Origin of the sequence: Arthrobacter flavus, from assembly GCF_039526005.1 — a bacterium.
Lineage (GTDB): Bacteria > Actinomycetota > Actinomycetes > Actinomycetales > Micrococcaceae > Arthrobacter_D > Arthrobacter_D flavus.
The window spans coordinates 48,604-71,931 of the sequence record NZ_BAAAIJ010000001.1; the positions used below are offsets into that span (position 1 = coordinate 48,604).

Below are 23,328 nucleotides of genomic sequence, written 5' to 3' on the forward strand. Positions count from 1 at the left end.
CCAGATAGATAACCAACCTGCGAAGGTATCAGCTCTCTATGAGCGTTAGCTGGGCGTCACCGTTCGTTGGTGGGGTCGCACTGTCGGGGGTCGCACTGTTGGGACCGCACTGTTGGGACCGGGCCCGGACTACCAGCCCCAGGTGCCGGGCGCGCCTTTGAAAGGCCCGACAATGCGGCTGGTGATCCAGCCGCCGTAGAAGTCGCCCTCCTGCGCCTTGACCACTTCACCGTCAATAAGACAGCGGTCCATTGCTCCCGGATAGATCGCTACCCGGGTCTGCAACGCCTCGAAGCCGGGGGTGGGTGTTGGGTAGGTCCACCCGGCGCGCGGCGCACGGCGCTGCCCGCTGACGACGTCGTAATACGCAGCCATCCCCTTGTACTCGCACAATGACGAGCCCTCCGCCGGAGCCAGGGCGCCCGCGATGAAGTCGTCGAACGGCACGTAGTACACCGGCGGATGGCTGGTTTCCAGGACCCGGACCGAATTGGTGCTGTCGGCGATCACCACACCGCCGAACTCGATCAGCACCCGCTCGACGGTGGTTTCCAGCCGCGGGGGCCTTGGGTAGTCCCACACGGATTCCTGGCCAGGGCCGGGGACGATAGGTTGCAGTGTCATAACCCAACCATAAGACGTGCAGGCATTCGGTAGGCTGTGAGGGCACCTATTTCATGACTGAAAGCGGCGACAATGAAGATCAGCGTTGGGCAGTTCCGACCGGGCGGTAGCGTCCCGGACAACCTCAAGACCATGCGTGGCCTTGCCGAACAGGCGCGGTCCGACGGATCCGAGCTGATCGTCTTTCCCGAGGAATCCATGTTTTCCATCGGTAAAGTGGAGGGTTCGCTTGCGGCTGCCGTCGACGAAAACTGGTCGACCTTTGTGCAGCAGCTCTCCTTCATCGCCGTCGAGCTCGGCATCGCTATTGTGGCCGGCGGGTACGAGGGAAGCGGCGAAGACCGTCCCTACAACACGCTGGTCCTGGTGGATGCCACCGGCAAAATTGTTGACACCTACCGCAAGCTTCACCTCTACGACGCGTTCAGCTATCAGGAGTCCACCCGGATCAAACCCGGCGACGGCGGCATCAAGGTGGTCACGATCGGTGACCTGTCGGTGGGGCTTCTGACCTGCTACGACATCCGCTTCCCGGAACAGGCGCGGGCCCTCGCCGACCGCGGAGCGGATCTGATCCTGGTGCCAGCCGCGTGGTTCAAGGGCGATCACAAGGTGGATCACTGGGAAACGCTGCTGAAGGCCCGAGCTATCGAGAACACCGTCTGGATCGCGGCGGCCGGCACCTCAAGCGGGCACACCATCGGTCATTCGGCGATCCTCGATCCGATGGGAATACCGCAGGTCTCCCTCACCGACGAGGAAGAGGGAGTGGTCACCACCAACGTGTCACGCCGTCGGATCGCCGACGTCCGCGAGTTCCTGCCCGTGCTGAAGAACCGCCGATTCGCGCGCAATGAGGAAATCGTCGAGTCTCACTAGCGCCTCCCGACCTACCGGCGACTCGAGTCCCGCTGGCGCGCCCCCGACTTGCCTACCCTGGCGCAGAGAAACGGCCCCGAGCCCAAGAATGGCCGGTTCCAACCGGCGGATCTGGGCCTCGCGGCCGTTTCTGCGGGATCCTACGAAAGTTCGCGGCGTGTTTGCGGGGCTACGCGGTGACTTGCCGTTTCGAGGAGATCACTCCGGTGTTGAAGCCGGCCAGATTCAGGCCACCGTGGAACCGCGCGTGCTCAATCTTGAGGCAGCGGTCCATCACCACGTTGAGGCCAGCCTCCTCGGCGTCGTGGGCGACGTCCTCATGCCAGGACCCCAACTGCAGCCACAGCGTTTTCGCGCCAACGGCTTTTATCTCCTCCAGGACGCTGGGCAAGTCATCGTGCTTACGGAACACATCGACGATGTCGGGGACTTCCGGCAGGTCGGCCAGGGACGCGTACACGGGCTGCCCCAGAATCTCTTTCGCCACCGGGTTCACGAAGTACAGGCGGTAAGGCGCCGACGACTGCAGGTAGGTGGCGACGAAGTACGACGCGCGGGAGGGTTTATCCGACGCCCCGATGATCGCCACCGACTTGGCATGACGCAGGAGCGAGAGTCGTTCGGGGGCAGACGGGCCCTCCCAGGTCCGTGCCGTTTCCAGATCGGCGCTCATGCAGTCACTCCCTCGTGCGGTGTAGGTGTCGTCCCCTTTGGGTTTGCAGTGGCAAGGTCCAGTGCCTGGTCGATGTCCCACAGGATATCGTCCAGATCCTCGAGTCCGATCGAAATCCTCACCAGATCCTCGGGGACACCCGCCGTGACCAGCTGCTCGGCGGAGAGCTGCTGATGCGTCGTCGACCCGGGGTGGATGACCAGGGTGCGGGCATCGCCCACGTTGGCCAGGTGTGAGGCCAGCTGCAGCGACTCGATGAACGTCTGCCCCGCCACGCGGCCGCCCTTCACCCCAAAGCTGAACACCGAGCCGGGGCCTTGCGGCAGATACTTGGCCGCCCTCTCGAAATGCCGATGCGAGGGCAGCCCCGCATAGTTGACGTACTCCACCCGCGGATCGTTCTCCAGCCACTCGGCGACCGCCTGCGCGTTCGAGAGGTGTTCATCCATCCGCTGGGCCAGCGTCTCGACCCCCTGAAGCAGCTGGAACGCGGACATGGGGGACAGCGACGGGCCGATGTCCCGCAGCTGCTCGGTGCGCAACTTGGTCAGGAAGCCGTACTCGCCGAAGTTGGCCCACCACTGGATATTGCCGTAGGACGGGACCGGCTCGGTCATGGTGGGGAATCGGCCATTACCCCAGTTGAAGGTTCCAGCTTCGACGACGACGCCGCCCAGGGTGGTCCCGTGCCCGCCGATGAACTTCGTCGCGGAGTGGATCACAATGTCGGCCCCGTGCTCGATGGGTCGGATCAGGTAGGGGGTGCTCAGGGTGGAGTCGATGATCAGTGGGACACCGGCGTCGTGGGCGATCTTCGCCAGCCCCTGGATGTCGGCGATTTCCCCCGAGGGGTTCGCGATTACCTCGGCGTACACGGCCTTTGTGTTGTCCTGGATGGCCGCAGCATAGTCAGCGGGATCAGTACCGGGGACGAAGGTTGTGTCGATGCCGAACCGGCGCAACGTCACGTCGAGCTGGGTGACGGTGCCGCCGTACAGCTGCGACGCGGCGACAATATGGTCCCCTGCCTGGCAGAGCGCAGCGAAGGTGATGAATTCGGCGCTCATGCCCGACGCCGTCGCGACCGCCCCGATGCCACCCTCCAGGGAAGCGATCCGCTCCTCGAAGGCGGCGACCGTGGGGTTGCCGATCCGTGAGTAGATGTTGCCGTACTTTTGGAGCGCGAAGAGGTTGGCGGCGTCGTTCGTGTCCTTGAACACGAACGACGTCGTCTGGTAAATGGGGACGGCCCGGGCACCATGTGCCGAGTCGGGGGTGCCACCCGCGTGAAGAGCGCGTGTGCGGAAACCGAAGCTGCGATCAGCCATCAGACACCTGCCTTAATCTGGTTGTCAACATTGAAATCTAGGCCCGCTTTACGGGCGAGGTCCGCCTCAAGTTCGCGGACAATGGGGAGGATGTCTTTGCCGAAGGCTTCGACCTCCTCCTGAAAGTGCAGGTAGCAGGTCAGCATCAGGTTCACGCCGATCTTCTTGTACTCGACGATCCGTTCCGCAACCTGCTCGGGGGTGCCGATCAGCTGGGTTTTGAAGCCGTCGTTGTATTGGATCAGGTCCTCGAAGGACGAGTCCGCCCACATGCCCTTGCCATCCTTGGTCGAGGCCCCAGCCTCCTGGACCGCGCTGCGGAACCCTTCCACCGCCGGTTTGTGCGCCTTGGCCACAATCTCCCGGAGGGTCTCGCGGGCTTCTTTCTCGGTGTCGCGGGCAATCACAAAACCGTTGAGTCCGAACCGGGGGTGGCGGCCGACGTCGGCGGCTGAGGCCTGCACACCGGCGATGTTCTCCTTGAACCCCTCAAGGTCTTTCCCATTGGAGAAGTACCAGTCGGCCACCCGGCCGGCAGTGGCCTGCGCGGCGGTGGAGTTTCCCCCGAAGAAGACTTCGGGGTGCGGCCGCCCGGGCACGTCAACCGGTGGCGGGTTGAGGGTGAAGTCGGTGATGTTGTAATACTTGCCGGACTGCGAGAAGTTCTGCTCTGTCCAGAGGCCGCGGAGGATCCTGATGAACTCCTCGGTGCGGACGTAGCGTTCGTCGTGCTCCAGCCAGGGGAGACCGAAACCGGTGAACTCGCTTTTCAACCAGCCCGACACAATGTTCACGGCCGCTCGACCACCGGAAATGTGGTCGGCGGTGATGATGAACTTCGCGAGGACACCGGGCTGCCACATGCCCGGATGGACGGCGGCGATCACTTTCAGCTTCTCGGTCGCGCCGAGCAGGGCCAGCGAGAACGACGTCGCCTCGTGCTGCTTGTCCGCCCCGTAGCTCGCCGCATACCGGGTCTGCGAGAGGGCGTACTCGAAGCCGGCGTTCTCGGCGATGCGGGCCAGCTTCTTGTTGTACTCGAAATCCCAGCTGGTGCGCTGCTCAATGGTGGAGACCACCAGGCCGCCGCTCACATTGGGAACCCAGTACGCGAACTTCAGGGGTTGGGAAAGGTCAATAGCCATAGTGATCCTCCATCGTGCCTGGCATTAGCACCCTAATGTCACTGCCGTAGGCAGTGGCCAGGGTTGCTGCGGTGTCAATGAGCCAGATCTCTCAACCGCTCGGGATGGTCTCCACCAGTGTGACAGCACCACCCCCGTGGGCCAACATTGTTGCTCTCCGTTGCAGCAGGTGGAAGCCCTTTTAGAGCTGGCGGCGGACGCCCGCCTCCCGGGCAATCCCTTCGACCTGTTCACCCATGTCGTCGGCCAGCGGTTTGGTGCCCGATCCGCGGCGCAGCAGCGGGAGATGGAACGGCCCGCCGGCTTCCTCCGTTTCGAAGCCGATTGCCGCGTAGATCGCCAGCGCACCGAGGGCGAACCCAAAGATTCCGGCGGCGGTTTCCCACCCGTCCGAGCCGGTCAGGTGGGCGACGCCGGTGATAGCGAACCGCAGCGCGGAACCAGCGAGCACTGCTGCAGCCACCAGTTTGCCTTTCGCGCCCAGGATCGGTGCCAGCATGGCCAGCGCCGCGGTAATCAGCAGCACCCCGAGCGCGGAAATCGATGCGCCGTCCGGGGTGACCAGCATCGCCACCGCGATCAGCGCCCAGGTGCCGGCGACCATGGCCATCCCTGTCCCGGCAATCGGATCGCGGGCACCGAAGCCGATGATTGAGGAGAACAATTGCAGCGGCACCGTGAGCACCAGGATCCCCAGCGCAACGATCTGTTCCTCCTGGGTCGGAATAATCCCCAATTGCAGTGCGCTGACGCCGATGGTCGCCACGGCCAGCGCCATGAACGCCAGGGGGAGGGGTGTTCCGGTGGGCCGGAGCACAATCCGGGTGATCGCCAGCCGTTCCTCGCGCCGCCCCTGTTCATCCTCGTCAACGCTCATGTTCTCACCCGATCACACGCGCGGTATCAGCGCAAACGCTTCCTCCTGGGGGATCGATGCCCGGAAGGGTGAGCAACCTGGACAGTGCGGGTCAACCTGGACATTCGTGAGGGACATGGTGACCACCGATGTCCAGGTTGCTCACCGGAAGGAGGCGCGGGTCGCTGCGCGCAGCTACGGGTCGCTGCGTGCAGCGAGTACCGCCGCGATACCGGGCACGCACCCCTCGTTCTGCAGCGACGTGGTGTCACCGAGGGCCGTGTTTTCGTACAGCTGGGTCAGGAGCCGGCGCATGATCTTGCCGGACCGGGTCTTGGGAACGTCGTCGACGACGACGACGGCGGCCGGTTTCGCGATCGGTCCGATCACGGTTGCGACGTGGTCCCGCAGCACCCGGACCACGTCCGCCCCGTCGGTCGGATCGGTGCCGGCCGAGGGGGACAGGACCACGAACGCTGCGATGGCGTGACCGGTCCGGGGATCGGAGACCGGGCAGACTCCCGCCTCGACCACCCACGGGTGGGCGACCAGGGCCGATTCGATTTCGATGGTCGAGAGCCGGTGCCCGGACACGTTGAGCACGTCGTCCACCCGCCCCAGGATCCAGGTGTCGCCGTCGTCGTCATACCTCGCGCCGTCCCCGGCGAGGAACCAGCCCTGGGTGGCGAACTTCCGCCAGTAGGAATCGAGGTAGCGCTGCGGGTCACCCCAGACAGTGCGGGCCATCGCCGGACCGGTGCGGTCCACCACGATCAGGCCCTGCTCGCCGGCCGGTGCCGGGTTCCCGGCGTCGTCGACAATCCGGGTGCTGACACCGGGCAGTGCGCGGGAGGCGCAGCCCGGCTTGAACGAGGGGTCGGTCGGGCGGGGGGAGAGGATGGTCGCGCCGGTCTCGGACTGCCACCAGGTATCCACCACGGGTGCGGTGCCCGCTCCGAGGTGTTCCCGGAACCAGCGCCATGCCTCGGGGTTGGTGGCTTCGCCGACGGTGCCGAGCAGCCGGATGGAGGACAGGTCGTAGCTGGCTGGCACGCCGTCCGGGAACCAGCCCATCAGGGACCGGATCAGGGTGGGCGCGGTGTAGTAGCTGGTCACGCCGTAGCGTTCGATGATCTCGAAGTGCCGGCCTGGGTGCGGCGTGTTCGGGGTGCCCTCGAAGATCACCTGGGTGGCACCGTTGGAGAGCGGTCCGTAGATCTCGTAGGTGTGGGCGGTGACCCAGGCCAGGTCGGCGGTGCACCAGTGGACGTCGTGCTTCCGCTGTTCAGGGTCGGGGTGGCTGAACAGGTGCTCGAAACTCCAGGAGGCCTGGGTGAGGTAGCCGCCGGACGTGTGCACCAGGCCCTTGGGCTTCCCCGTGGTACCGGAGGTGTACATGATGAACAGGGGCGTCTCGGCGTCGAACGCTTCAGGGGTGTGCTGAGGGGAGGCGGAGTCGACGACGTCGTGCCACCAGACGTCGCGGCCCTCGGTCCACTCGACGTCGTCGCCGGTGCGGCGGATCACCAGGACATGCTCGATGCTGTCTGACCCGGCCACCGCCTGGTCGGCGTTGGTCTTCACCGGCACCGCAGCGCCGCGACGGTACTGCCCGTCGGTGGTCACCAGCAGTTTGGCACCGGTGTCCTCGACCCGGAACCGGAGGGCTTCGGCCGAGAAGCCGCCGAACACCAGTGAATGGACCGCCCCGATCCGGGCGCAGGCCAGGGTGATCACCACTGTCTCCACCAGGACCGGGAGGTAGATCACCACCCGGTCGCCCGTTCCGATCCCCAGGGCCAACAACGCGTTGGCGGCCCGGGACACCTCGTCCTGCAGATCCGCGTAGGTGACCGTGCGCCGGTCGCCGGGCTCGCCCTCGAAGTGCAGGGCCACCTTGGTCCCCAACCCGGCGTCGACGTGCCGGTCCACACAGTTGTGCGCCACATTCAGGCGGCCCCCAGCGAACCATTCAATCACCGGGACGGTCAGCTGCCCGTCGGTGCCATCCGATACCGGTCGGGCTGGCTGAAAGCTGTGCGCCGTCGTCCACTCCGCAGCCCAGTCGAGCCTGCGCGCCTGCTGTTCCCAGAACGCCAGACGGTCCGTCTCGGTCAGGGGGTCGGCCTCCTGCAGACTCAGGCCCATCGCCGGACCGCCCACTTCTCGGCGATCCCCAGGAGGGCGTCGGTGGTTTTACCGATGATGGCCAGCAGGATGATGGCCAGGAAGATCCTGTCTACCCGCCCGTTGTTTTGCGAATCGCTCAACAGATATCCGAGTCCTAGGGAGGAGGCGATCAGTTCCGCAGCCACCAGGAACAGCCACGCCTGGGCCAGGCCCAACCGGAGACCGGAGAACACCGACGGAATCACGGCCGGGAGTTGCACCGTGGTCAGCAGTTTGAAGCCTTTCAACCCGAACGCCCGGCCGGCCTCCACCAGGTTCCGGTCCACGTGCCGTAGCGCGAGGTACACCGTGGTGAAGACGGGGAAGAAGGCGCCGATGAGGATCAGGGTGATCTTCGAATCCTCGCCGATTTTCATCCACAGGATGAGCAGGGGAACCCAGGCCAGCGACGGGACGGCACGCAATGCACCGATGGTCGGTGCCAGCAGGGCGTCTGCAATCCGGGACAACCCCACCAGCGAACCGATTACCAGTCCCAGGGCCGCGCCGAAGGTGAAGCCCAGCAGGACCCGTTGCGTGGAGATGCCGATGTGCGTCCACAGCTCACCGCGCTGGATCAGTTCGACGGCGGCGCTGAAGACCGCCGCGGGGGGCGGGACCTGGACAGCACTGAACAGGCCGGTGACTGAGTTCAGTTGCCAGATGGTGATAATCAGCCCGGGCAGAATCAGCCCAAGGAGCAGACGCACCCAACCGCGCCGCAGCGGACCGGTCTGGGACCATCCATGTGCCGGTCCGCCCCGTTCGGGCGGCGGCTGGGTGGCGTCTGCCGTTGCCACGGCTGAGCTTGAGGCTTCCAGGGAAGTCTTGCTCACGCCCGTGACGCTGTTCCCGGTGACGTACGGGTTCCCGAGGTGAGTCATGAGGAGGCCTCAATCGCCGTCGGGTCCGCGTTGCGCACCAGGGAGTCATCAAAGAGGCTGTCGAGCGCTTCGTCAACCTGTTCCTGGCTGGAGACGTCACCGGATTCGACGAACACCGGACCGATCTTCTCCAGCACTGCCCGCTGTGCATCACCCGGGGCGGGGTCAACGTCCAGGTTGGTTCGGTCAATGATGACCGCGTTGGCGATCTCGACGTCGATCCCTGCCACCTCGGCGAGGATTTCGGCTGTCTCTTCGGGGTTCTCGATGGCCCATTCGCGGGCCTTTTCGTAGGCGTTCACCACGGTCTGGGCCAGTTCGGGGGATTCCTCAAGGAATTCCTCGGTCGCGTTGAGGAAACCGTAGGTGTTGAAGTCGATGTCCCTGAAGAAAAGGGTGGCCCCATCCTGCTCAGCTGAGGCCATGATCGGGTCGAGGCCCGACCAGGCGTCCACCGATCCGTTGGCGAGCGCGGCCCGGCCGTCGGCGTGCTGCAGGTTCTGCACCGTCACCTCGGAGGGATCCACCCCGCCGGCCTCGAGTGCCTGCAACAGGAAGAAGTACGGGTCCGTCCCCTTGGTGGCGGCGATCGACTTGCCCCGCAGGTCCTCGATGTTCTCGATGCCCGAATCCGGTGTGGTGACCAGGGCAGCCCATTCAGGTTGGGAGTAGATGTCGATCGTCTTGATGGGTGAACCGTTGGACCGGGCGAGCAACGCTGCCGAGCCCGCGGTGGAGCCGACGTCGATGGCGCCCGCACGCAGCGCCTCGTTGGCCTTGTTGGACCCGGCGGATTGGATCCAGTTGACGGTGACGTTTTCCTCCGCCAGCTCATCCTCAAGCCAGCCCTGTTCCTTGATGACCAGGCTCAGGGGGTTGTAGGTGGCGAAGTCGATATTCAGCTCGCCACCCGCCGGACCAGCGGTGCCGACGGCGTCCTCACCGGCCATGCACCCGGTCAGGGCGAAGGAGGCGATGACGGCGAGGGAGGCCGCGCCCAGTGTGGTGCGGCGGGGGTGGGGTGATGGGTGGCGGTTCATGAGTGTCCTTCGGTGAGACGGATCGTCTGAGACGAGGTGGGTGAGACGAGCAAAAAGGGTGGGTACGGTGCGGCACGGCGCGCCGGGGTGGGTGACAAAAGAGAAGCCCGGAGGGCAGGAGAAGGCGCGGCCTAGTGGCCGGTGACTCCCAGGGAGGCCAGCAACGAGCTGCGCATCCGGCCGAGCTCGGCCGCGTTGCGGTCGCGGGGGCGGTCGCCGGGGACGGTGAGGACCTCGGTGATGGTGGCGCCCGGCAGGTCGCCGTCGGAGCCCAGGATGATGATGCGGTCTGCCAGTTGCAGCGCCTCGTCGACGTCGTGGGTCACCAGCAGCACGGTGGTGGGTTGGGCCCGGTGGATGTCGAGCAGGAGGTCCTGCATTTTGATTCGGGTGAGGGCGTCCAGGGCACCGAACGGCTCGTCGAGGAGGAGGACCCCGGGGTTCCGCGCCAGTGCCCGGGCCAGCGAAGCGCGCTGCGCCATTCCGCCGGAGACTTCCCGCGGGCGGTGCTTGGCGAACTGGTCGAGCTCGACCAGTTGCAGCAGTTCGGCGACCTTGGCCTTGCCCACGCTGGCACTGGACGCCTTGGGCAGGCCAATAGCGACATTGGCCTGCAGGGTGTGCCAGGGCAGCAGTCGGGGCTCCTGGAAAGCCACAGCACACCGTTCGTCGATGCCGTGCACTTCGGTACCGTCAATCAAGACGGACCCGGCGTTGAGGGAGTCCAACCCGGCGGCTGCCCGCAGCAGCGTGGATTTGCCGCAGCCGCTCGGGCCGAGGATGGCGAGTACTTCCCCCGCGTTGACCTCGAAGTTGATGTCGCGGAGGACGGTGCGCCGGTCAGTGGCGGGTCCAAAACTGCGACCGAGGCCGGTGAACTGCACGTTGAGCGCCTGCTTGGCGGACACGGTGGAACGGGACTGTGGTGATGCCAGAACGGTCATAGGGTTAACTCCATCGATCCTGGCGGTAGCACCCTACTGTCACCGGCTGCCCTCTGCACTGTTGCTCTGCAAATGGTCAGCCGGATGGCCAGGGTTGCTGCGGCTTCATCGATCCAGGTCTCTCGGCCGCTCGGGATGGTCAATCACCACTAAACTCCTGTGCACGGGTTCTTCGCAAGTATTGGCGTAACAATCCGACCGATTACAGCGAAAGGGCACACCGCCATGGCACACAGCAACGATCCTGAAGTGATCCGCACGCTCCTCACAACTCCCGCACGCTGGGCGGTGGTGGGGCTCTCCAACAACCCCCGGCGGGCGGCAGTCGGAGTCTCACGGTTCCTGATCGATCACCTCGGAATGGACGTGGTCCCGGTCAGCCTCAAGGGCGACGACGTACATGGCCGCAAGGGGTATCAGCGGCTCGCTGACATTCCCGGGGACATCGACGTCGTCGATTGTTTCGTGAACTCGTCGAAGGTCGGAGCGGTGGTGGATCAGGCCATCGAGGTGGGCGCGAAGGCGGTCTGGTTGCAGCTCGGGGTGATCGACGAGGCCGCGGTGGAACGCGCCAAGGCGGCAGGGCTCGACGTCGTCATGAATACCTGCCCGGCCATCGAGGCGCCGGGTCTGGGGCTCTAACTGGAGCTCTGGACCCGCTACATCTTCTGGTAGCGGGACCGGATCACCATAAACACGCCGTACGCAATCAGGCCCACTGCCACGGCGCCCAGGATCCACGCGCCGTACGGCTGATCCTGCAGGGATTTCAGCGCGCCGTCCAAGCCGGTGGATTCCTCAGGATCGTTGTTGATGGTCGCCACAATGAAGAGCAGGCCCAGGACGAGCAGTGCCACTCCTTTGGCCACGTACCCCGCCATTCCCAGACGAACGATCGCCTGGCCGGCGCCCTTGCCCGGAAGACTCTTCAGGTTCTCCTTGAATTTCCTGGTGACCCCGCTGTACACGAAGTAGCCGCCGACCACCATGACCCCCGCACCAACCGCCATCAGCAGGACCGAACCTGCCGGGTTGGACATGAGGGTGGCGCTGACCCCCTGGGTGCTCTCACCGCTGTCGCTCCCGCCGCCGGCAGCGTAGGTGGCGAAGGTTCCGCCGATCACGCCGTAGGTGACGGCTTTGGCGCCGTTCTTGGCGCGGAACTTCAGCTTGTCGGAGTCCTTCAGGCCGCGGGCACCGAAGAACACCTCACTGAGCATGAACAGTGCCAGGGCGATCGATCCGATCGCACACGCCCACAGGAGGAGCGAGCCGCCGGGGCCGTCGCCGAGGGCGCTGATTGCACCGCCCTGATCGGCTTCCCCGGACCCGCCCATCGCCACCCGAAGGGCGATCACGCCCAGCAGAATATGCAGGAGCCCTGCAGCGATGTAACCGGCCCTTGCGAGGACCTCGAAAGCTTTCGAGTCCGATACGTCCTCGGCGGTGTCCTTCGCCTTGCCGGCCTGGCGTTTGGCCTCGCCCATGATGCACTCCTGCGGTTGGTTTTCTCCTATCCTGCCATCCTTTGGCGGTAAGCTCGGCCCATGGATCCAGTTGTTCTGCGGGAGTTCTGTCTCGCGCTGCCGGGAACCTATGAGGACTTCCCCTTCGGTCCCCTCGCCTCGGTGTTCAAGGTGAAGGCGCCGGGCGGTGCCGCGAAGATGTTTGCCCTGTCAGACCTTTCCGCCCCTGAGCTGTCGGTGAGCCTGAAATGCGATCCACTCCTCGCCGAACAGCTCCGCGCCGCGCACCCCGAAATTGTGGGTGCCTACCACCTGAACAAAACCCACTGGAACGGTGTGTCGTGCACCGGGGATCTACCGGATCCGATGATCCGGGACATGATTGAGGATTCGTACGACCTGGTGGTGGCATCCCTGCCCGTCCGGGACCGTGTAATGCTCGGCTGGAGCAGATTGGCAGCAGATGACGACTCCTGATTTCACCTACCCCACCATCGGCCTGAGCCAGCGGGGCGAATCTCCAGCAGGGTTCCGCCGGGTGACCCGGCGAGTCCGGGTCGGTGCGGGGCACGCCGCCTACGTCCGACTCGCCGAGGGGATCCTGTCCTGGCAGTTGCATCGCGGTGCCGGGTTGCGGGTTCCCCCGGGGCAGGCTCGTGCCAGCGTCGGGGTCGACGTCGTGCCCGCGTTTGGGGTGGGTAGGCTGCGCCTTCCAGCCCCCTGCCGGGTGGTGTGGGTCGAGGAGCCGGGCGACGACGACGGCGGACCGCAGCGCGCCGGATTCGGGTACGGCACGCTGCCGGGCCACCCCGAACGGGGCGAGGAAGCGTTCATCGCCGTGCTTGAGCCGGATGGTGCCGTGTACTTCGAGGTCTTTGCCTTCAGCCAGCACGCCAACTGGTTCTTCACTCTCGGCGCCCCGGTGGCCCGCTTTTTCCAGGAGCTGGTCACCCGCCGGTACCTGGCCACGGCACAGCGGTTGGCCGCTTAACCGCCGCCCCCGATGAGTCGGGCGCGTGCAGGTTCCCCCACGTTCTGGCCCTTATCCTGCGTGTCGCAGCGCAACACGCAGCGTTTCTGGGCGGTCAAGGCGACAAGGTGGGGAGACCTGCACGGTCAACGGGTGGTCAGCCGCAGCAGGACCAGCAACGGGACCCGGCCAGCGGTCAGGCGAAGTGACCGGGCAGGGTCGCCTCGTGGGCTTTCCGCAGTTCCTCCAACGGCAGGGTGAAGTGGCCCTGCACGTCCAGTGCACCGTTCTCGACGTCGACCACACCGATCCGCAGGTGCGGGTAGTTGCGCGCCGTGCACATGTCGTTGAACCGCACCTCTTCCGAACGGGCGACGCTGACGACGGCGCGACCCTGGCTCTCGGAAAACAGGGCAGTGAACGGGTCGATGCCGTCGCGCTCGCACAGTTCATCGATCCCGATCCGCGCGCCCACACCGAAGCGCAGCGCCGACTCGGAGAGTGCAGCCGCGAGGCCGCCCTCGGAGAGGTCGTGGGCGGCGTCGATCATGCCGTCCCGGGAGGCGTTGATCAGGATCGCGGCGAGGGTCTTCTCAGCCGTCAGATTGGCTACCGGTGGTTGCCCGCCGAGGTGGCCGCGCAGGTTGGCCCACTCCGAGCCGTCCAGCTCGTCCCGGGTGGCGCCGAGCAGGTAGATGGCCTGCCCGTCGTCGCGCCAGCCTGACGGAGTGCGGCGGGCGACGTCGTCAAACACGCCAAGCACACCAACCACGGGGGTCGGGTGGATGGGCACTCCACCGGTCTGGTTGTAGAGGGACACGTTGCCGCCGGTGACCGGGACGCCGAGTTCCTGGCAGGCGTCGGCGAGGCCGCGCACAGTCTCGGCGAACTGCCACATCACCTCGGGGTCCTCGGGGGAGCCGAAGTTCAGGCAGTCGGTGACAGCCAGCGGCTTGGCACCGGTGGTGGCAACGTTGCGGTAGGCCTCGGCGAGGGCCAGCCGGGCACCCTCGTAGGGGTTGAGGTAGGAGTAGCGGCCATTGGCATCAGTGGAGATGGCCACGCCGAGACCGGTTTCCTCATCCACCCGGACCACGCCGGCGTCGTCGGGCATGGCGAGAGCGGTGTTGCCCTGCACGAACCTGTCGTACTGGTTGGTGATCCAGTCCTTGGAGCACATGTTCGGTGAAGACATCAGTTCCAGCACCGCGGCGCGAAGGGAGTCGCCGTCGGTCAGCCGGTCGCCGTCGAAGGTGTTCTCCTGCAGCGCGTCGAGCCACTCGGGGCGGTGGAACGGCCGGTGGTAGACGGGCCCATCGTGGGCGACGGTCCGCGGGTCGACGTCGACAATCTTCTCGCCGTCCCACTCGATGATGAGCCGGCCCGTGTCGGTGACCTCACCCAGCCACGAATATTCGACGTTCCACTTGTCCATGATGGCCTCGAACGCGGCGGCGTTGGCCGGGGTGACCACGGCCATCATGCGTTCCTGTGACTCGGACATCAGGATCTCGCCGGGGGTCAGCGATGGATCGCGGAGCAGCACATCGGTCAGCTCGACGTGCATGCCGCCGTCGCCGTTGGACGCCAGCTCGGAGGTGGCGCAGGAGATCCCGGCGGCACCCAGGTCCTGGATACCCTCCACCACCGAGGCCTTGAAGAGCTCGAGGCAGCACTCGATGAGCACCTTCTCGGCAAACGGGTCGCCCACCTGGACGGCGGGCCGCTTGGAGGGCTTGTCGGCGTCGAAGGACTCGGAGGCCAGCACCGAGGCGCCGCCGATGCCGTCGCCGCCGGTGCGGGCGCCGAAGAGCACCACCTTGTTACCGACGCCGGAGGCGTTGGCGAGGCGGATGTCCTCATGGCGCAGGACGCCGACGGCAAGGGCGTTCACGAGCGGGTTGCCCTGGTAGACGGAGTCGAACACCACCTCGCCGCCGATGTTCGGCAGGCCGAGGGAGTTGCCGTAGCCGCCGATGCCGGAGACGATCCCGTGCACGAGGCGCGGGGTGTCCGGGTGGTCGATGGCGCCGAACCGCAGCGGATCCATGATCGCCACCGGGCGGGCGCCCATGGAAATAATGTCGCGGACAATGCCGCCGACGCCGGTCGCAGCGCCCTGGTATGGCTCCACGAAGGAGGGGTGGTTGTGGGATTCCACCTTGAACGTCACGGCCCAGCCGTCACCGATGTCGACGACGCCGGCGTTCTCGCCGATGCCCACCAGAAGATGCTCCTTCATGGCGTCGGTGACCTTGTCGCCGAACTGAGCCAGGTGCACCTTTGAGGACTTGTAGGAGCAGTGCTCGCTCCACATCACCGAGTACATCGCCAACTCGGCGGCGGTGGGGCGGCGTCCAAGGATCTCGACAACCCGGTCGAACTCGTTCTCCTTCAGGCCGAGGGCGGCCCAGGGCAGTTCGACGTCGGGAGTTTCGGCGGCGTGGGCCACGGTGTCAATGTTGAACTTACGGGCCTCGGCGGGCGCGGAGGAGCTATTGATCGTCACTTACTTAACCAGCTTCTTCAGTACAGAGGTGAATATTCCGAGTCCGTCGGTGCCACCGCGGACACCAACCAGCCCTGCAGCAGAGGAATCCGGGCCAAAACCCGCCTCGACCGCGTGCTCGGGGTGCGGCATCAGGCCCACCACGTTGCCGGCGGCGTTGGAGATCCCGGCGATGTCGCGGCGTGAACCGTTGGGGTTGGCGCCGACGTAACGGAACACCACCCGGCCCTCGCCCTCCAGCTCGTCGAGGGTGCGCTCGTCGGCGACGAATTGTCCATCCTGGTTCTTCAGGGGGACCACGATCTCGTCACCGGCCGCGTAGGAAGCGGTCCATGCCGTGTCGGCATTCTCCACGCGCAACCGCTGGTCGCGGCAGAGGAAATGCAGGTGGTTGTTCTTGATCATTGAACCGGGCAACAGGTGGGCCTCGGTGAGGACCTGGAACCCGTTACAGATGCCCAGGACGGGCAGGGCGCGCTCGCCGCCGGACGCGGCAGCGGTGATCTGCTCCATCAGCGGCGCGAACCGGGAAATGGCGCCAGCACGTAGGTAGTCCCCGTAGGAGAAACCACCGGGGACGACGACGGCGTCCACACCCTGCAGGTCGTGGTCCCCGTGCCAGAGCGGGACTGCGGTGCCGCCGGCGAGGCGTATTGCGCGTGCCGCGTCGCGGTCATCGAGCGAGCCGGGGAAGGTGACAATGCCGACCCGGACGGAATCCAAGGCTGGAGCGCCGAACGGTGCGTCGGTTTCCAGGGTCACTGCTCGCCCTCGGCGGTGTTGTCGGCAAGGACCTCCACACGGGTGACGTCCTCGATGACCGGGTTCGACAGCAGGGTGCTGGCGGCGGTCCGTGCCTGCTCCAGCAGTTCCTCAGTGACCTCGCCGTCAACGGTGAGCTCGAAACGCTTGCCCTGCCGGACTCCGGAGAAACCGGTAAAGCCCAGCCGGGGCAGTGCGCCGGCAATGGCCTTGCCCTGCGGGTCAAGGATCTCGGGTTTGGGCATGACGTCGACAACTATCCGGGGCATCCGGTAACTCCTGGGCTCAAGGTGCGTTAAATGCAGTGGCTTCGGAGGTGCCGTCTCACGCTGAGAAGTGTGGTGAATCCAGCGCTCCGCGAGCTTGCGCTATCAGTCTAACGGGGATCGCCTACCAGCAGTGTTTTTGACGGTGTCACTCGTGAAAACCCGGGCGGCGGTCACAGGGCGCCGGTGCCGCCCGGGGTTCCGAGTAGCGGTTCGAACATGCTCCACCTGTCGATCTCACACCCGTTCTCACGGGAGAAGGACGCGTCGATCTGTTCGCCGTCGAGGGTGCCGGTCACGACGGCGGTCTCCGGTCCTCCGTACTCCATGGTGCACATCGCGTCCGGGTCCGGTTCCGTCATGATCAGGTCGCCGTGCTCCGCCAGCACTGCGCAGGCCGCGGCTGGATCGGGCAACGCCGATTCGCCCACCGGGCTCCCGGCGGCACAGTTCAACCCGTAGGTGACGGGTTCGACGTCGTCGCCGGCTGTCACGATCACTGTGAGCTGCGAATCAAAGGTGGCACCCTCCCCGGGGGATGCTGATGGCCCGGGGGTGACCGTCGTGGCTTCTGGGGTGGGCGCGGCGCTGGTGGCCCCGGGCGCCGGGCCGCCGCCTTCGGCACCGCATCCCGCAAGAGCCAGGAGCAGTACACCTGCACCGAGGAGATGGTTCACCCGCGACATCTGGTGTCGGGGTTGAGGTTCACGGATCATGGGAGCTCCTTCACTTGCCGTGATAGGACGTACTGCGGGGCGCCGGTGGTTCACTGATCCAACGTCTGCTCGGTGCCCGCGGGTTCCAGTGTCTCCAAAGCGGTACCCAATCGTTGCCGAAGCTGCTGTGACTCCTCGGAGAACCCACGCTGCAGCCGGGCGTATTCGGCGCGGCCCTCAGGGGTTTCGATGCGGATCGGCGCGTAACCCCACGCGCCGAGGTCATAGGGCGACGCCCGCATGTCCATTGCGCGGATCCGCCAGGCAAGCTCAAAACAGTCCATCACCAGATCGCTCGGCAGCAAAGGACTGAGCTTGTAGGCCCACTTGTAGAGGTCCATGTTGGCGTGTAGGCAGCCCGGTTGTTCAAGGTCGCGTTGTGTTTCCCTGGTGGGCTGCAGCACGTTCAGCGGTGCAGCCTGCGGCGTATAGAAGCGGAACGCGTCGAAGTGGGTGCAGCTGATCCGGCTGTCCTCCACCAACTGATCGGTTCCTTCAGCCCCCAGCCGGAGTTCGAGATACTCATGCCGCACGCCGTTGACCTGGGACCGGTATGCCATGGCCCACTCATGCAACCCGAAACAACCGAGTTGCGCCCGCCGGGCCTGCGTACGGCGAACAATGATGGCCGCGAAATCCAGTGCTTCTGCCCGGTCCTGCCGAAAGCCGTCGACGTCCGCGGTGACGGCGACGTCCTCGTCGGCCAGCGCCAGCGCCGTACGCTCGGCGCCGGTGAGCAGCCGATAGTGTTTCCAGCCGGCCCGCTCGGCGGCCTCGGGACCCAAAAGCACGACGCCGGCGCCCGGGTGCCACCGCGCCAGGGGGCCAGGTTTCTGGGTGTAGTAGGTGAACAGGAAATCTTCCACCGGGTGCTTTTTCCCTGCTGCGCGACGGTTCAGGTAGGGCTGCGCAAACGGCTCCACTCTTGCCCGGTGAGTTTCGGCAGCGGCAATCCACTCGTCCCGCTGGAGCACCGTGAGGGTGCGCGGGCGGGCCGACGTCGGCGCATTGATTGTTGAGCTACTCACCGTCCCAGTGTCTCACCGGCCCCGCACTCCGGTCGAAGCGCCGGGCCTGTCAGCGCAGGAGGATAATAGGTGAAGACACTCGGTCAAGCAGGACCCGCGGGAGGAACAGTATGGCTAGTAAGCCCAGTTTTGTGCACCGGTTCATGAAGGCGACCGGACGTGCGCGAGCGGTGTTCGGGCCGGCGCAGAGCAGTGCCCTGGACCACCCGATGACCAGTGAGAACCAGGCATCGCTGAAGGAACGCGAAGCAGACGCGTCACAGTGGGAGACGGTGAAGCGGCCCGACGGCAGCACCTACATCATTCCGAAGAGCTAAGGCCACGCGGCGCCGATCAGACGGCGACTTTCAGGCGGCACCGATCAGACGGTGCGCGCCGCTGCCCGCCAGGCGCTCTGGACCGACCGGCCGCCCCGAGACCGCCACCAACAGGTCGAGGGGATCCCCTTCGACGTCGTCACCCAGCCCCCACGATGTTCCGGTCCCGCGATCGATCAGCCGCAGCCCGGCGGCCCGCTCACGATCGCCCCCGTAGGAGACACGGGTCCGTAGCTGGTAGGCGAGAGCCTGCAGCACCGCTCGGTTGGGATAGCTCCCGCGAAGACCCAGCGGACGGCGAATGTCCTCACCATGCACAATTGCCTCGACCAACCGGGTTGCAAGGTTGGCCGGAGGTGTCCGAGTGAGATGCGCCGTGTCCATGAACGCGGCGAGCGTATCCCGCGGGTCATCCCGCCGGGTGCGAGCAATACCGATTTCGTTCGCGTGGTCAAAGTCCATTCGCGCCGCCAGAAGGTCACGGACAAAGGAGACCCTGCCGGTCTGGGCTGTATCCACGAGGTGCGCGAGCACATCGTGGACAGTCCAACCGGGGCAGAGCGAAGGAACTGCCCACTGTGTTTCGTCCAGATCGGACAAATCTGCGGCAAGATGCCGTCGTTCGGTGTGGACCGTCTGCCAGACTGCTGCTGCCGAGTTCCGCATCGAGGGTTCCTTGGGTAGGCCTGGTGGTCTATGTATCGATTGTGGTGGACACAGCTCAGAAACGGAAGGATAGCGCCCGGAATGCAGGCGCCTTTTCGATGCGTTGGCGGTAAAATTGGCCAACAGCGTATCGCGAAGAGAGAAGGCGGTTCGAATGGGTAATCCCAGCAAGAGTTCCCCTCGAAAATGGCTGAAGAACCCAGCCAAAGTATTCATGGGCCCGGCTGAGCGGAGCGATCCCACCCTTCCCGTGGTTCACCGACACGACGAGTTCGAGCAGGCCTCTGAGGCGGACCTCGCCGGGTTCGAGGTGGAGGAAGATTCGGAGGGCCACCACTACGCCGTGCGGAAAGAGCACCCGCCGGTCCCGCCCCCGAACCTCCAATGAAATACCCCGACTGGTCAGGCAAAAAGGTCCTTCACACCGAGGATTAGCGTCCGCTACCTGCGTGAACCGTAGCGACCGTCTCGCCGTCCAGATCAAACGCCGCGTGCACAGCACGGACGGCGCGGTCCAGCAGGTCGGCGTCCGTCACGACCGAAATGCGGATCTCGGAGGTGGAAATCATGTCGATGTTCACTCCGGCGTCGGACAGCGCTTTGAAGAACCGGTAGGACACCCCCGGGTTGGACCTCATGCCTGCGCCGATCAGCGAAAGCTTGCCGATCTTCTCGTTGTAGTCGACGCTTTCATAGCCCACATGGTCCTGGGCGTTCTTCAACGCGGCCAATGCCTCGGAGCCCTCGACGATCGGCAGGGTGAAGGAAATGTCGGTGCGGCCCGAACCGTGCGTGGAGACGTTCTGCACGATCATGTCGATGTTGGAGTGCGCCCCCGCGACGATGCCAAAGATCTCTGCGGCCTTGCCGGGAATGTCGGGAACGCCCACCACCGTGACCTTCGCTTCCGAACGGTCGTGGGCGACGCCCGAGATAATGGGTTGTTCCATGGGATCTCCCTCTTGAATTTTGATTTGGTCGTCGGGGCTGGGCAGGACCCAGGTCCCTTCCTGCTCGCTGAACGAGGACCGGACGTGTAGCCGGACCCCGAACCGCCGTGCGTATTCGACGCTACGCAGATGCAGGATTTTCGCGCCCGAGGCCGCCATCTCCAGCATTTCCTCACTGGAAATCTCGTCGATCTTCCGGGCGCTGGGCACCACCCGCGGATCAGCCGTATAGATCCCGTCCACGTCTGTGTAAATCTCGCACACGTCAGCGTTCAGCGCAGCGGCGAGCGCCACCGCCGTCGTATCCGACCCGCCGCGACCGAGGGTGGTGATGTCATTGCTTTCCCGGCTCATACCCTGAAACCCGGCGACAATCGCGACGTCGCCGCGGTCGATTGCGGTCTTGATCCGATGCGGGGACACCGAAATGATGCGCGCACGGCCGTGGATGGCGTCAGTGATCATGCCGGCCTGGCTGCCGGTGAAAGACTGGGCGGAGGAGCCGAGACCCTGGATGCCCATCGCCAGGAGAGCCATTGAAATACGTTCACCGGCGCTCAGGAGCATATCCATCTCGCGGGGGGCTGCGGCGACGTCGTTCGAGACCTGCGCGGCGAGGTCGAGGAGCTCATCAGTGCTGTCGCCCATCGCCGATACCACCACCACCACCTGGTGGCCGGCGCGCTGCGTCTGGACGATCCGCTGCGCGACACGTCTAATCCCGGCGGCGTCCCCCACTGAGGAACCACCGAATTTTTGGACGATCAGGCTCATGCGCACGCTCGCTGACGAATGTTTGTAGGTGGTGCCGCTCGACGACTACGGCGCCTCGGTTGACGGTCCAAGTTTAGCCCCGCGCCTTTTGTGGCAGCCAATTGCGCGTCCGATTGTTCCGTCCAGATCCCCGAGAGGTGACACAAGTCGCATAGGGTTCACCTTATGAACAACGAGTATGGGGGAATCGTTGCCAGGGGGATTGCGCGGAGTTTCGGCTCCGTTGCGGCCATCAGGCACATAGACTTTGCGGCACCACCCGGCGAGGTGACAGCGCTCATTGGGCCTAACGGCTCGGGCAAGACCACCCTGCTGCTGATCCTTGCCTCGCTCCTCGCGCCCGACACCGGGACTCTCACGGTTGGTGGGGTGGACCCGATGCAGGACGCGGCGGCTGTGCGGCGCCGGGTCGGGTGGATGCCTGACACCCTGGGGGTGTGGGAATCGCTGACCGCTACCGAGATCCTCACCGTGATGGGTTCGCTCTATGGAATGCCTGTTGAGGAGCGCCGGTCACGGGCTGCAGAGCTGCTCGCCGCCGTACGCCTGGAGGAATTTGCCGACCAGCCTGCACGGGTGCTGTCCCGGGGACAGCAGCAGCGACTGAGTCTGGCACGGGCGTTGATCCACGATCCGGCGGTACTCCTCCTTGACGAACCGGCATCGGGGTTGGACCCGGGGTCCCGGGTGGAACTTCGCGCCACGCTCCGCTCCCTGGCGGACCAGGGGAAGACTGTGGTGGTGTCGAGTCATGTGCTGTCGGAGCTCGACGAAATCGCCGACCGCGCGGTGTTCATCAACCGTGGCGAGTCGGTCAAAAACCAGACGCTCGATGAGGCCGGCACCCAGATCCGCCGCTACTACATTCAGGCGGAACCCATGCAGCCACTGGCGGATGCCCTCGCCAGCCACGGCGTCGAGTTCGAGATGCGTGGCGACTCCCGCCGATCCGAGTATCAGGTGATGGTCAGCAGCACCGACCAGGCGGCCTGGCTACTCCGCACCCTGGTGATGGCCGACGTCGCGATCACCGCCTTCGCGCCGGCCGGCGGCGCCCTCGAAGAAACCTATATGAGCCTCGATACGGACAGACAATGAGCGTTTCAATCACAGAGCAGCCGGGCACGACCGGCGCGTCCCCAGACCTGGCACTGGCCTACTGGAGCGGCGTCAAAGCCGTGTTCGGCCTCGAAATGCGGCAGCGGCTCCGCGCCCGCGCCTGGTACATCATGCTGGGTGTCTGGTTCGTCGTCATCGGTCTGGTGTTCCTGCTGGCATCCGTGACCACCGCCGCAACGTTCGGGTCGGGAGCCATCCTCTTCGACCTGGTGGTGGGGTTCGTCCTCTTCTTTGGGCTGCTGGTGGCGCCGGGACTCTCAGCCAATGCCGTGAACGGTGATCGAGCGGCCGGGACGCTCGCCATCCTGCAGATCACACTGCTCACCCCGGGGCAAATCTTGTGGGGCAAATGGCTCGCCTCCTGGGTTGCCTCGCTCGCCTTCCTTCTGGTCAGTACCCCGTTCATTTTCTGGGCGCTCGCGCTGGGCGGGGTCAATCCCGCGGAGGCTTTCGTCTCGCTGCTGATGCTCAGCGTGGAACTGGGGATCGTCTCGGCGATCGGTATCGGCATTTCGGCGCTGGCCAACCGACCGCTCTTCTCCATCGTCACCACCTATATGGTGGTCGCCCTGCTGGGGATCGGCACCCTGATTACCTTCGGCCTGAGCTACGCGCTGATCGAGGAGGAGAACGCAGAGGTGACCTACTCCTACCTGGACTATCCGCCGGATACCGATTATTCGGTGGCGCTGCCACCCTCCGCCGAGATGGAGTGCATCACCCGGACCCAGATCCAGACCGTGCACCACACCGAACGGACGGCCTGGTTGCTGGCAGCCAACCCCTTCGTCATTGTGGCGGATTCGGTGCCGTACTCCCGCGGTGGTGATTTTGGGCAGGTATCGCAGCCGGTTAACACCGGGACTCAGCCGTCCGGCGTGATGGAGGGCATCAGCCAGGGTGTCCGCTTCCTGCAGGCCGGACCCGACTATGACATCACCTGCGAAGAGTCGCAGGGTCTCGGTCCGGTTTTGCCCGAAGACCGGTTCCCGATCTGGCCCCTCGGGCTGGTGCTGCAGTCGGCGCTTGCCGGCGGGCTGTTGTGGCTCGGTCAGCGGAAGCTGGTGACCCCGGCCCGGCGGCTCGCACAGGGGACCCGGGTCGCCTGATCCCACCCGGGCTCGGGTGCCGGCGCCATCGGGTCGCCATGCGGGGAGGGAACTAGCCCCGGGTTTTCATCGGATGTGTGGTTCGGGGCGTGTTTAAGCAGGGAAAGAGTGCTCTGACTTGGGAAAATAGTGGT

At 65.4% G+C, this 23,328-nt stretch carries 25 protein-coding genes and 1 riboswitch; of the genes, 8 read left to right on the forward strand and 17 right to left on the reverse strand.

Going from position 1 to position 23,328, the window contains the following annotated elements; genetic code table 11:
* Window positions 1–129 precede the first annotated feature (129 nt).
* Window positions 130–624, reverse strand: a complete 495-nt coding sequence (locus tag ABD059_RS00260; protein ID WP_343877001.1) for a DUF427 domain-containing protein — start codon at window positions 622–624, stop codon at window positions 130–132.
* 72 nt (window positions 625–696) lie between these two features.
* Here ABD059_RS00260 and ABD059_RS00265 point away from each other — a divergent pair, with 72 nt between their 5' ends.
* On the forward strand, window positions 697–1,503 hold the full coding sequence (locus ABD059_RS00265; protein ID WP_343877003.1) for a carbon-nitrogen hydrolase family protein: 807 nt from the start codon (window positions 697–699) through the stop codon (window positions 1,501–1,503).
* Between the two features lie 169 nt (window positions 1,504–1,672).
* On the opposite strand, the gene ABD059_RS00270 is transcribed toward ABD059_RS00265, so the two are convergent.
* From ABD059_RS00270 to ABD059_RS00305, 8 genes are all read right to left on the reverse strand, one after another.
* Window positions 1,673–2,176 (reverse strand): CoA-binding protein, encoded by a 504-nt coding sequence (locus ABD059_RS00270; protein ID WP_343877004.1) that lies wholly within the window; start codon window positions 2,174–2,176, stop codon window positions 1,673–1,675.
* A complete protein-coding gene (locus tag ABD059_RS00275; protein ID WP_343877005.1) occupies window positions 2,173–3,504 on the reverse strand; it encodes an O-acetylhomoserine aminocarboxypropyltransferase/cysteine synthase family protein in 1,332 nt (443 codons plus the stop codon). Before ABD059_RS00275 ends, ABD059_RS00270 begins: the two co-directional genes overlap by 4 nt.
* Window positions 3,504–4,649 (reverse strand): dimethylsulfone monooxygenase SfnG, encoded by a 1,146-nt coding sequence (gene sfnG, locus ABD059_RS00280; protein WP_343877006.1) that lies wholly within the window; start codon window positions 4,647–4,649, stop codon window positions 3,504–3,506. The genes ABD059_RS00275 and sfnG overlap by 1 nt, the downstream gene beginning before the upstream one ends.
* 6 nt (window positions 4,650–4,655) lie before the next feature.
* A riboswitch (SAM riboswitch) is annotated at window positions 4,656–4,760 on the reverse strand.
* Window positions 4,761–4,830: 70 nt separating this feature from the next.
* Entirely contained in the window at window positions 4,831–5,526 is a 696-nt protein-coding gene (locus ABD059_RS00285; protein WP_343877007.1) for an acetate uptake transporter family protein, read from the reverse strand.
* A gap of 174 nt (window positions 5,527–5,700) precedes the next feature.
* The gene (acs, locus tag ABD059_RS00290) at window positions 5,701–7,653 is read right to left on the reverse strand and encodes an acetate--CoA ligase (RefSeq protein ID WP_343877008.1); all 1,953 of its coding nucleotides are present in this window, start codon (window positions 7,651–7,653) and stop codon (window positions 5,701–5,703) included.
* Window positions 7,644–8,558, reverse strand: a complete 915-nt coding sequence (locus ABD059_RS00295; RefSeq protein ID WP_343877009.1) for an ABC transporter permease — start codon at window positions 8,556–8,558, stop codon at window positions 7,644–7,646. The genes acs and ABD059_RS00295 overlap by 10 nt, the downstream gene beginning before the upstream one ends.
* Window positions 8,555–9,598: an aliphatic sulfonate ABC transporter substrate-binding protein gene (locus tag ABD059_RS00300; protein WP_343877010.1), complete on the reverse strand. Its 1,044-nt coding sequence runs from the start codon at window positions 9,596–9,598 to the stop codon at window positions 8,555–8,557. Before ABD059_RS00300 ends, ABD059_RS00295 begins: the two co-directional genes overlap by 4 nt.
* Window positions 9,599–9,729: 131 nt before the next feature.
* Window positions 9,730–10,542, reverse strand: coding sequence for an ABC transporter ATP-binding protein (locus ABD059_RS00305; protein ID WP_343877011.1), 813 nt, complete (start codon window positions 10,540–10,542; stop codon window positions 9,730–9,732).
* 225 nt (window positions 10,543–10,767) lie between these two features.
* Between ABD059_RS00305 and ABD059_RS00310 the strand changes: the two genes are divergently transcribed.
* Window positions 10,768–11,184: a CoA-binding protein gene (locus ABD059_RS00310; RefSeq protein WP_343877013.1), complete on the forward strand. Its 417-nt coding sequence runs from the start codon at window positions 10,768–10,770 to the stop codon at window positions 11,182–11,184.
* A gap of 17 nt (window positions 11,185–11,201) precedes the next feature.
* On the opposite strand, the gene ABD059_RS00315 is transcribed toward ABD059_RS00310, so the two are convergent.
* Window positions 11,202–12,029, reverse strand: coding sequence for a DUF1206 domain-containing protein (locus ABD059_RS00315; RefSeq protein ID WP_343877015.1), 828 nt, complete (start codon window positions 12,027–12,029; stop codon window positions 11,202–11,204).
* Between the two features lie 60 nt (window positions 12,030–12,089).
* Here ABD059_RS00315 and ABD059_RS00320 point away from each other — a divergent pair, with 60 nt between their 5' ends.
* The gene (locus tag ABD059_RS00320; protein WP_343877017.1) at window positions 12,090–12,485 is read left to right on the forward strand and encodes an MmcQ/YjbR family DNA-binding protein; all 396 of its coding nucleotides are present in this window, start codon (window positions 12,090–12,092) and stop codon (window positions 12,483–12,485) included.
* Window positions 12,472–12,999, forward strand: a complete 528-nt coding sequence (locus ABD059_RS00325; RefSeq protein WP_343877018.1) for a DUF1990 domain-containing protein — start codon at window positions 12,472–12,474, stop codon at window positions 12,997–12,999. Before ABD059_RS00320 ends, ABD059_RS00325 begins: the two co-directional genes overlap by 14 nt.
* 175 nt (window positions 13,000–13,174) lie before the next feature.
* Here the strand turns inward: ABD059_RS00325 and purL are convergent, their stop codons facing one another.
* The 5 genes from purL to ABD059_RS00350 all read right to left on the reverse strand — a co-directional run bounded on the left by purL (window position 13,175) and on the right by ABD059_RS00350 (window position 18,259).
* Entirely contained in the window at window positions 13,175–15,487 is a 2,313-nt protein-coding gene (gene purL / locus ABD059_RS00330; protein WP_343877019.1) for a phosphoribosylformylglycinamidine synthase subunit PurL, read from the reverse strand.
* On the reverse strand, window positions 15,488–16,243 hold the full coding sequence (purQ, locus tag ABD059_RS00335) for a phosphoribosylformylglycinamidine synthase subunit PurQ (RefSeq protein WP_377959500.1): 756 nt from the start codon (window positions 16,241–16,243) through the stop codon (window positions 15,488–15,490).
* 2 nt (window positions 16,244–16,245) lie between these two features.
* Entirely contained in the window at window positions 16,246–16,518 is a 273-nt protein-coding gene (purS, locus tag ABD059_RS00340; protein WP_343877021.1) for a phosphoribosylformylglycinamidine synthase subunit PurS, read from the reverse strand.
* 170 nt (window positions 16,519–16,688) lie between these two features.
* Window positions 16,689–17,231 carry a subtilase-type protease inhibitor gene (locus ABD059_RS00345; protein WP_343877023.1) on the reverse strand — a complete coding sequence of 181 codons (543 nt, stop codon included), beginning with the start codon at window positions 17,229–17,231 and terminating at the stop codon, window positions 16,689–16,691.
* A gap of 50 nt (window positions 17,232–17,281) precedes the next feature.
* Window positions 17,282–18,259, reverse strand: a complete 978-nt coding sequence (locus tag ABD059_RS00350; RefSeq protein ID WP_343877024.1) for a 3-methyladenine DNA glycosylase — start codon at window positions 18,257–18,259, stop codon at window positions 17,282–17,284.
* 110 nt (window positions 18,260–18,369) lie between these two features.
* On the opposite strand from ABD059_RS00350, the gene ABD059_RS00355 reads away from it, so the two are divergent.
* Entirely contained in the window at window positions 18,370–18,576 is a 207-nt protein-coding gene (locus ABD059_RS00355) for a hypothetical protein (protein ID WP_343877025.1), read from the forward strand.
* A 30-nt stretch (window positions 18,577–18,606) separates the two neighbouring features.
* Here the strand turns inward: ABD059_RS00355 and ABD059_RS00360 are convergent, their stop codons facing one another.
* Window positions 18,607–19,242, reverse strand: a complete 636-nt coding sequence (locus ABD059_RS00360; protein WP_343877026.1) for a maleylpyruvate isomerase family mycothiol-dependent enzyme — start codon at window positions 19,240–19,242, stop codon at window positions 18,607–18,609.
* Window positions 19,243–19,396: 154 nt separating this feature from the next.
* On the opposite strand from ABD059_RS00360, the gene ABD059_RS00365 reads away from it, so the two are divergent.
* A complete protein-coding gene (locus ABD059_RS00365; RefSeq protein WP_343877031.1) occupies window positions 19,397–19,630 on the forward strand; it encodes a hypothetical protein in 234 nt (77 codons plus the stop codon).
* A gap of 43 nt (window positions 19,631–19,673) precedes the next feature.
* Here the strand turns inward: ABD059_RS00365 and ABD059_RS00370 are convergent, their stop codons facing one another.
* A complete protein-coding gene (locus ABD059_RS00370; protein ID WP_343877027.1) occupies window positions 19,674–20,966 on the reverse strand; it encodes an aspartate kinase in 1,293 nt (430 codons plus the stop codon).
* Between the two features lie 165 nt (window positions 20,967–21,131).
* On the opposite strand from ABD059_RS00370, the gene ABD059_RS00375 reads away from it, so the two are divergent.
* Window positions 21,132–22,064 (forward strand): ABC transporter ATP-binding protein, encoded by a 933-nt coding sequence (locus ABD059_RS00375; RefSeq protein ID WP_343877028.1) that lies wholly within the window; start codon window positions 21,132–21,134, stop codon window positions 22,062–22,064.
* Window positions 22,061–23,194, forward strand: coding sequence for an ABC transporter permease (locus tag ABD059_RS00380; RefSeq protein ID WP_343877029.1), 1,134 nt, complete (start codon window positions 22,061–22,063; stop codon window positions 23,192–23,194). The genes ABD059_RS00375 and ABD059_RS00380 overlap by 4 nt, the downstream gene beginning before the upstream one ends.
* The last annotated feature ends 134 nt before the right edge of the window (window positions 23,195–23,328 follow it).

Excerpts from the sequence above, each read along its gene's own strand:
- ABD059_RS00380 (WP_343877029.1), top strand. The coding sequence starts at position 22,061 with ATGAGCGTTTCAATCACAGAGCAGCCGGGCACGACCGGCGCGTCCCCA.
- ABD059_RS00375 (WP_343877028.1), top strand. The coding sequence starts at position 21,132 with ATGAACAACGAGTATGGGGGAATCGTTGCCAGGGGGATTGCGCGGAGT.
- ABD059_RS00325 (WP_343877018.1), top strand. The coding sequence starts at position 12,472 with ATGACGACTCCTGATTTCACCTACCCCACCATCGGCCTGAGCCAGCGG.
- ABD059_RS00265 (WP_343877003.1), top strand. The coding sequence starts at position 697 with ATGAAGATCAGCGTTGGGCAGTTCCGACCGGGCGGTAGCGTCCCGGAC.
- ABD059_RS00270 (WP_343877004.1), bottom strand. The coding sequence starts at position 2,176 with ATGAGCGCCGATCTGGAAACGGCACGGACCTGGGAGGGCCCGTCTGCC.
- ABD059_RS00370 (WP_343877027.1), bottom strand. The coding sequence starts at position 20,966 with ATGAGCCTGATCGTCCAAAAATTCGGTGGTTCCTCAGTGGGGGACGCC.
- ABD059_RS00360 (WP_343877026.1), bottom strand. The coding sequence starts at position 19,242 with ATGCGGAACTCGGCAGCAGCAGTCTGGCAGACGGTCCACACCGAACGA.
- ABD059_RS00305 (WP_343877011.1), bottom strand. The coding sequence starts at position 10,542 with ATGACCGTTCTGGCATCACCACAGTCCCGTTCCACCGTGTCCGCCAAG.
- ABD059_RS00285 (WP_343877007.1), bottom strand. The coding sequence starts at position 5,526 with ATGAGCGTTGACGAGGATGAACAGGGGCGGCGCGAGGAACGGCTGGCG.
- purS (WP_343877021.1), bottom strand. The coding sequence starts at position 16,518 with ATGCCCCGGATAGTTGTCGACGTCATGCCCAAACCCGAGATCCTTGAC.
- ABD059_RS00275 (WP_343877005.1), bottom strand. The coding sequence starts at position 3,504 with ATGGCTGATCGCAGCTTCGGTTTCCGCACACGCGCTCTTCACGCGGGT.
- ABD059_RS00345 (WP_343877023.1), bottom strand. The coding sequence starts at position 17,231 with ATGATCCGTGAACCTCAACCCCGACACCAGATGTCGCGGGTGAACCAT.
- sfnG (WP_343877006.1), bottom strand. The coding sequence starts at position 4,649 with ATGGCTATTGACCTTTCCCAACCCCTGAAGTTCGCGTACTGGGTTCCC.
- acs (WP_343877008.1), bottom strand. The coding sequence starts at position 7,653 with ATGGGCCTGAGTCTGCAGGAGGCCGACCCCCTGACCGAGACGGACCGT.
- ABD059_RS00300 (WP_343877010.1), bottom strand. The coding sequence starts at position 9,598 with ATGAACCGCCACCCATCACCCCACCCCCGCCGCACCACACTGGGCGCG.
- ABD059_RS00315 (WP_343877015.1), bottom strand. The coding sequence starts at position 12,029 with ATGGGCGAGGCCAAACGCCAGGCCGGCAAGGCGAAGGACACCGCCGAG.
- ABD059_RS00295 (WP_343877009.1), bottom strand. The coding sequence starts at position 8,558 with ATGACTCACCTCGGGAACCCGTACGTCACCGGGAACAGCGTCACGGGC.
- ABD059_RS00365 (WP_343877031.1), top strand. The coding sequence starts at position 19,397 with ATGGGTAATCCCAGCAAGAGTTCCCCTCGAAAATGGCTGAAGAACCCA.
- ABD059_RS00310 (WP_343877013.1), top strand. The coding sequence starts at position 10,768 with ATGGCACACAGCAACGATCCTGAAGTGATCCGCACGCTCCTCACAACT.
- ABD059_RS00355 (WP_343877025.1), top strand. The coding sequence starts at position 18,370 with ATGGCTAGTAAGCCCAGTTTTGTGCACCGGTTCATGAAGGCGACCGGA.
- ABD059_RS00320 (WP_343877017.1), top strand. The coding sequence starts at position 12,090 with ATGGATCCAGTTGTTCTGCGGGAGTTCTGTCTCGCGCTGCCGGGAACC.
- ABD059_RS00260 (WP_343877001.1), bottom strand. The coding sequence starts at position 624 with ATGACACTGCAACCTATCGTCCCCGGCCCTGGCCAGGAATCCGTGTGG.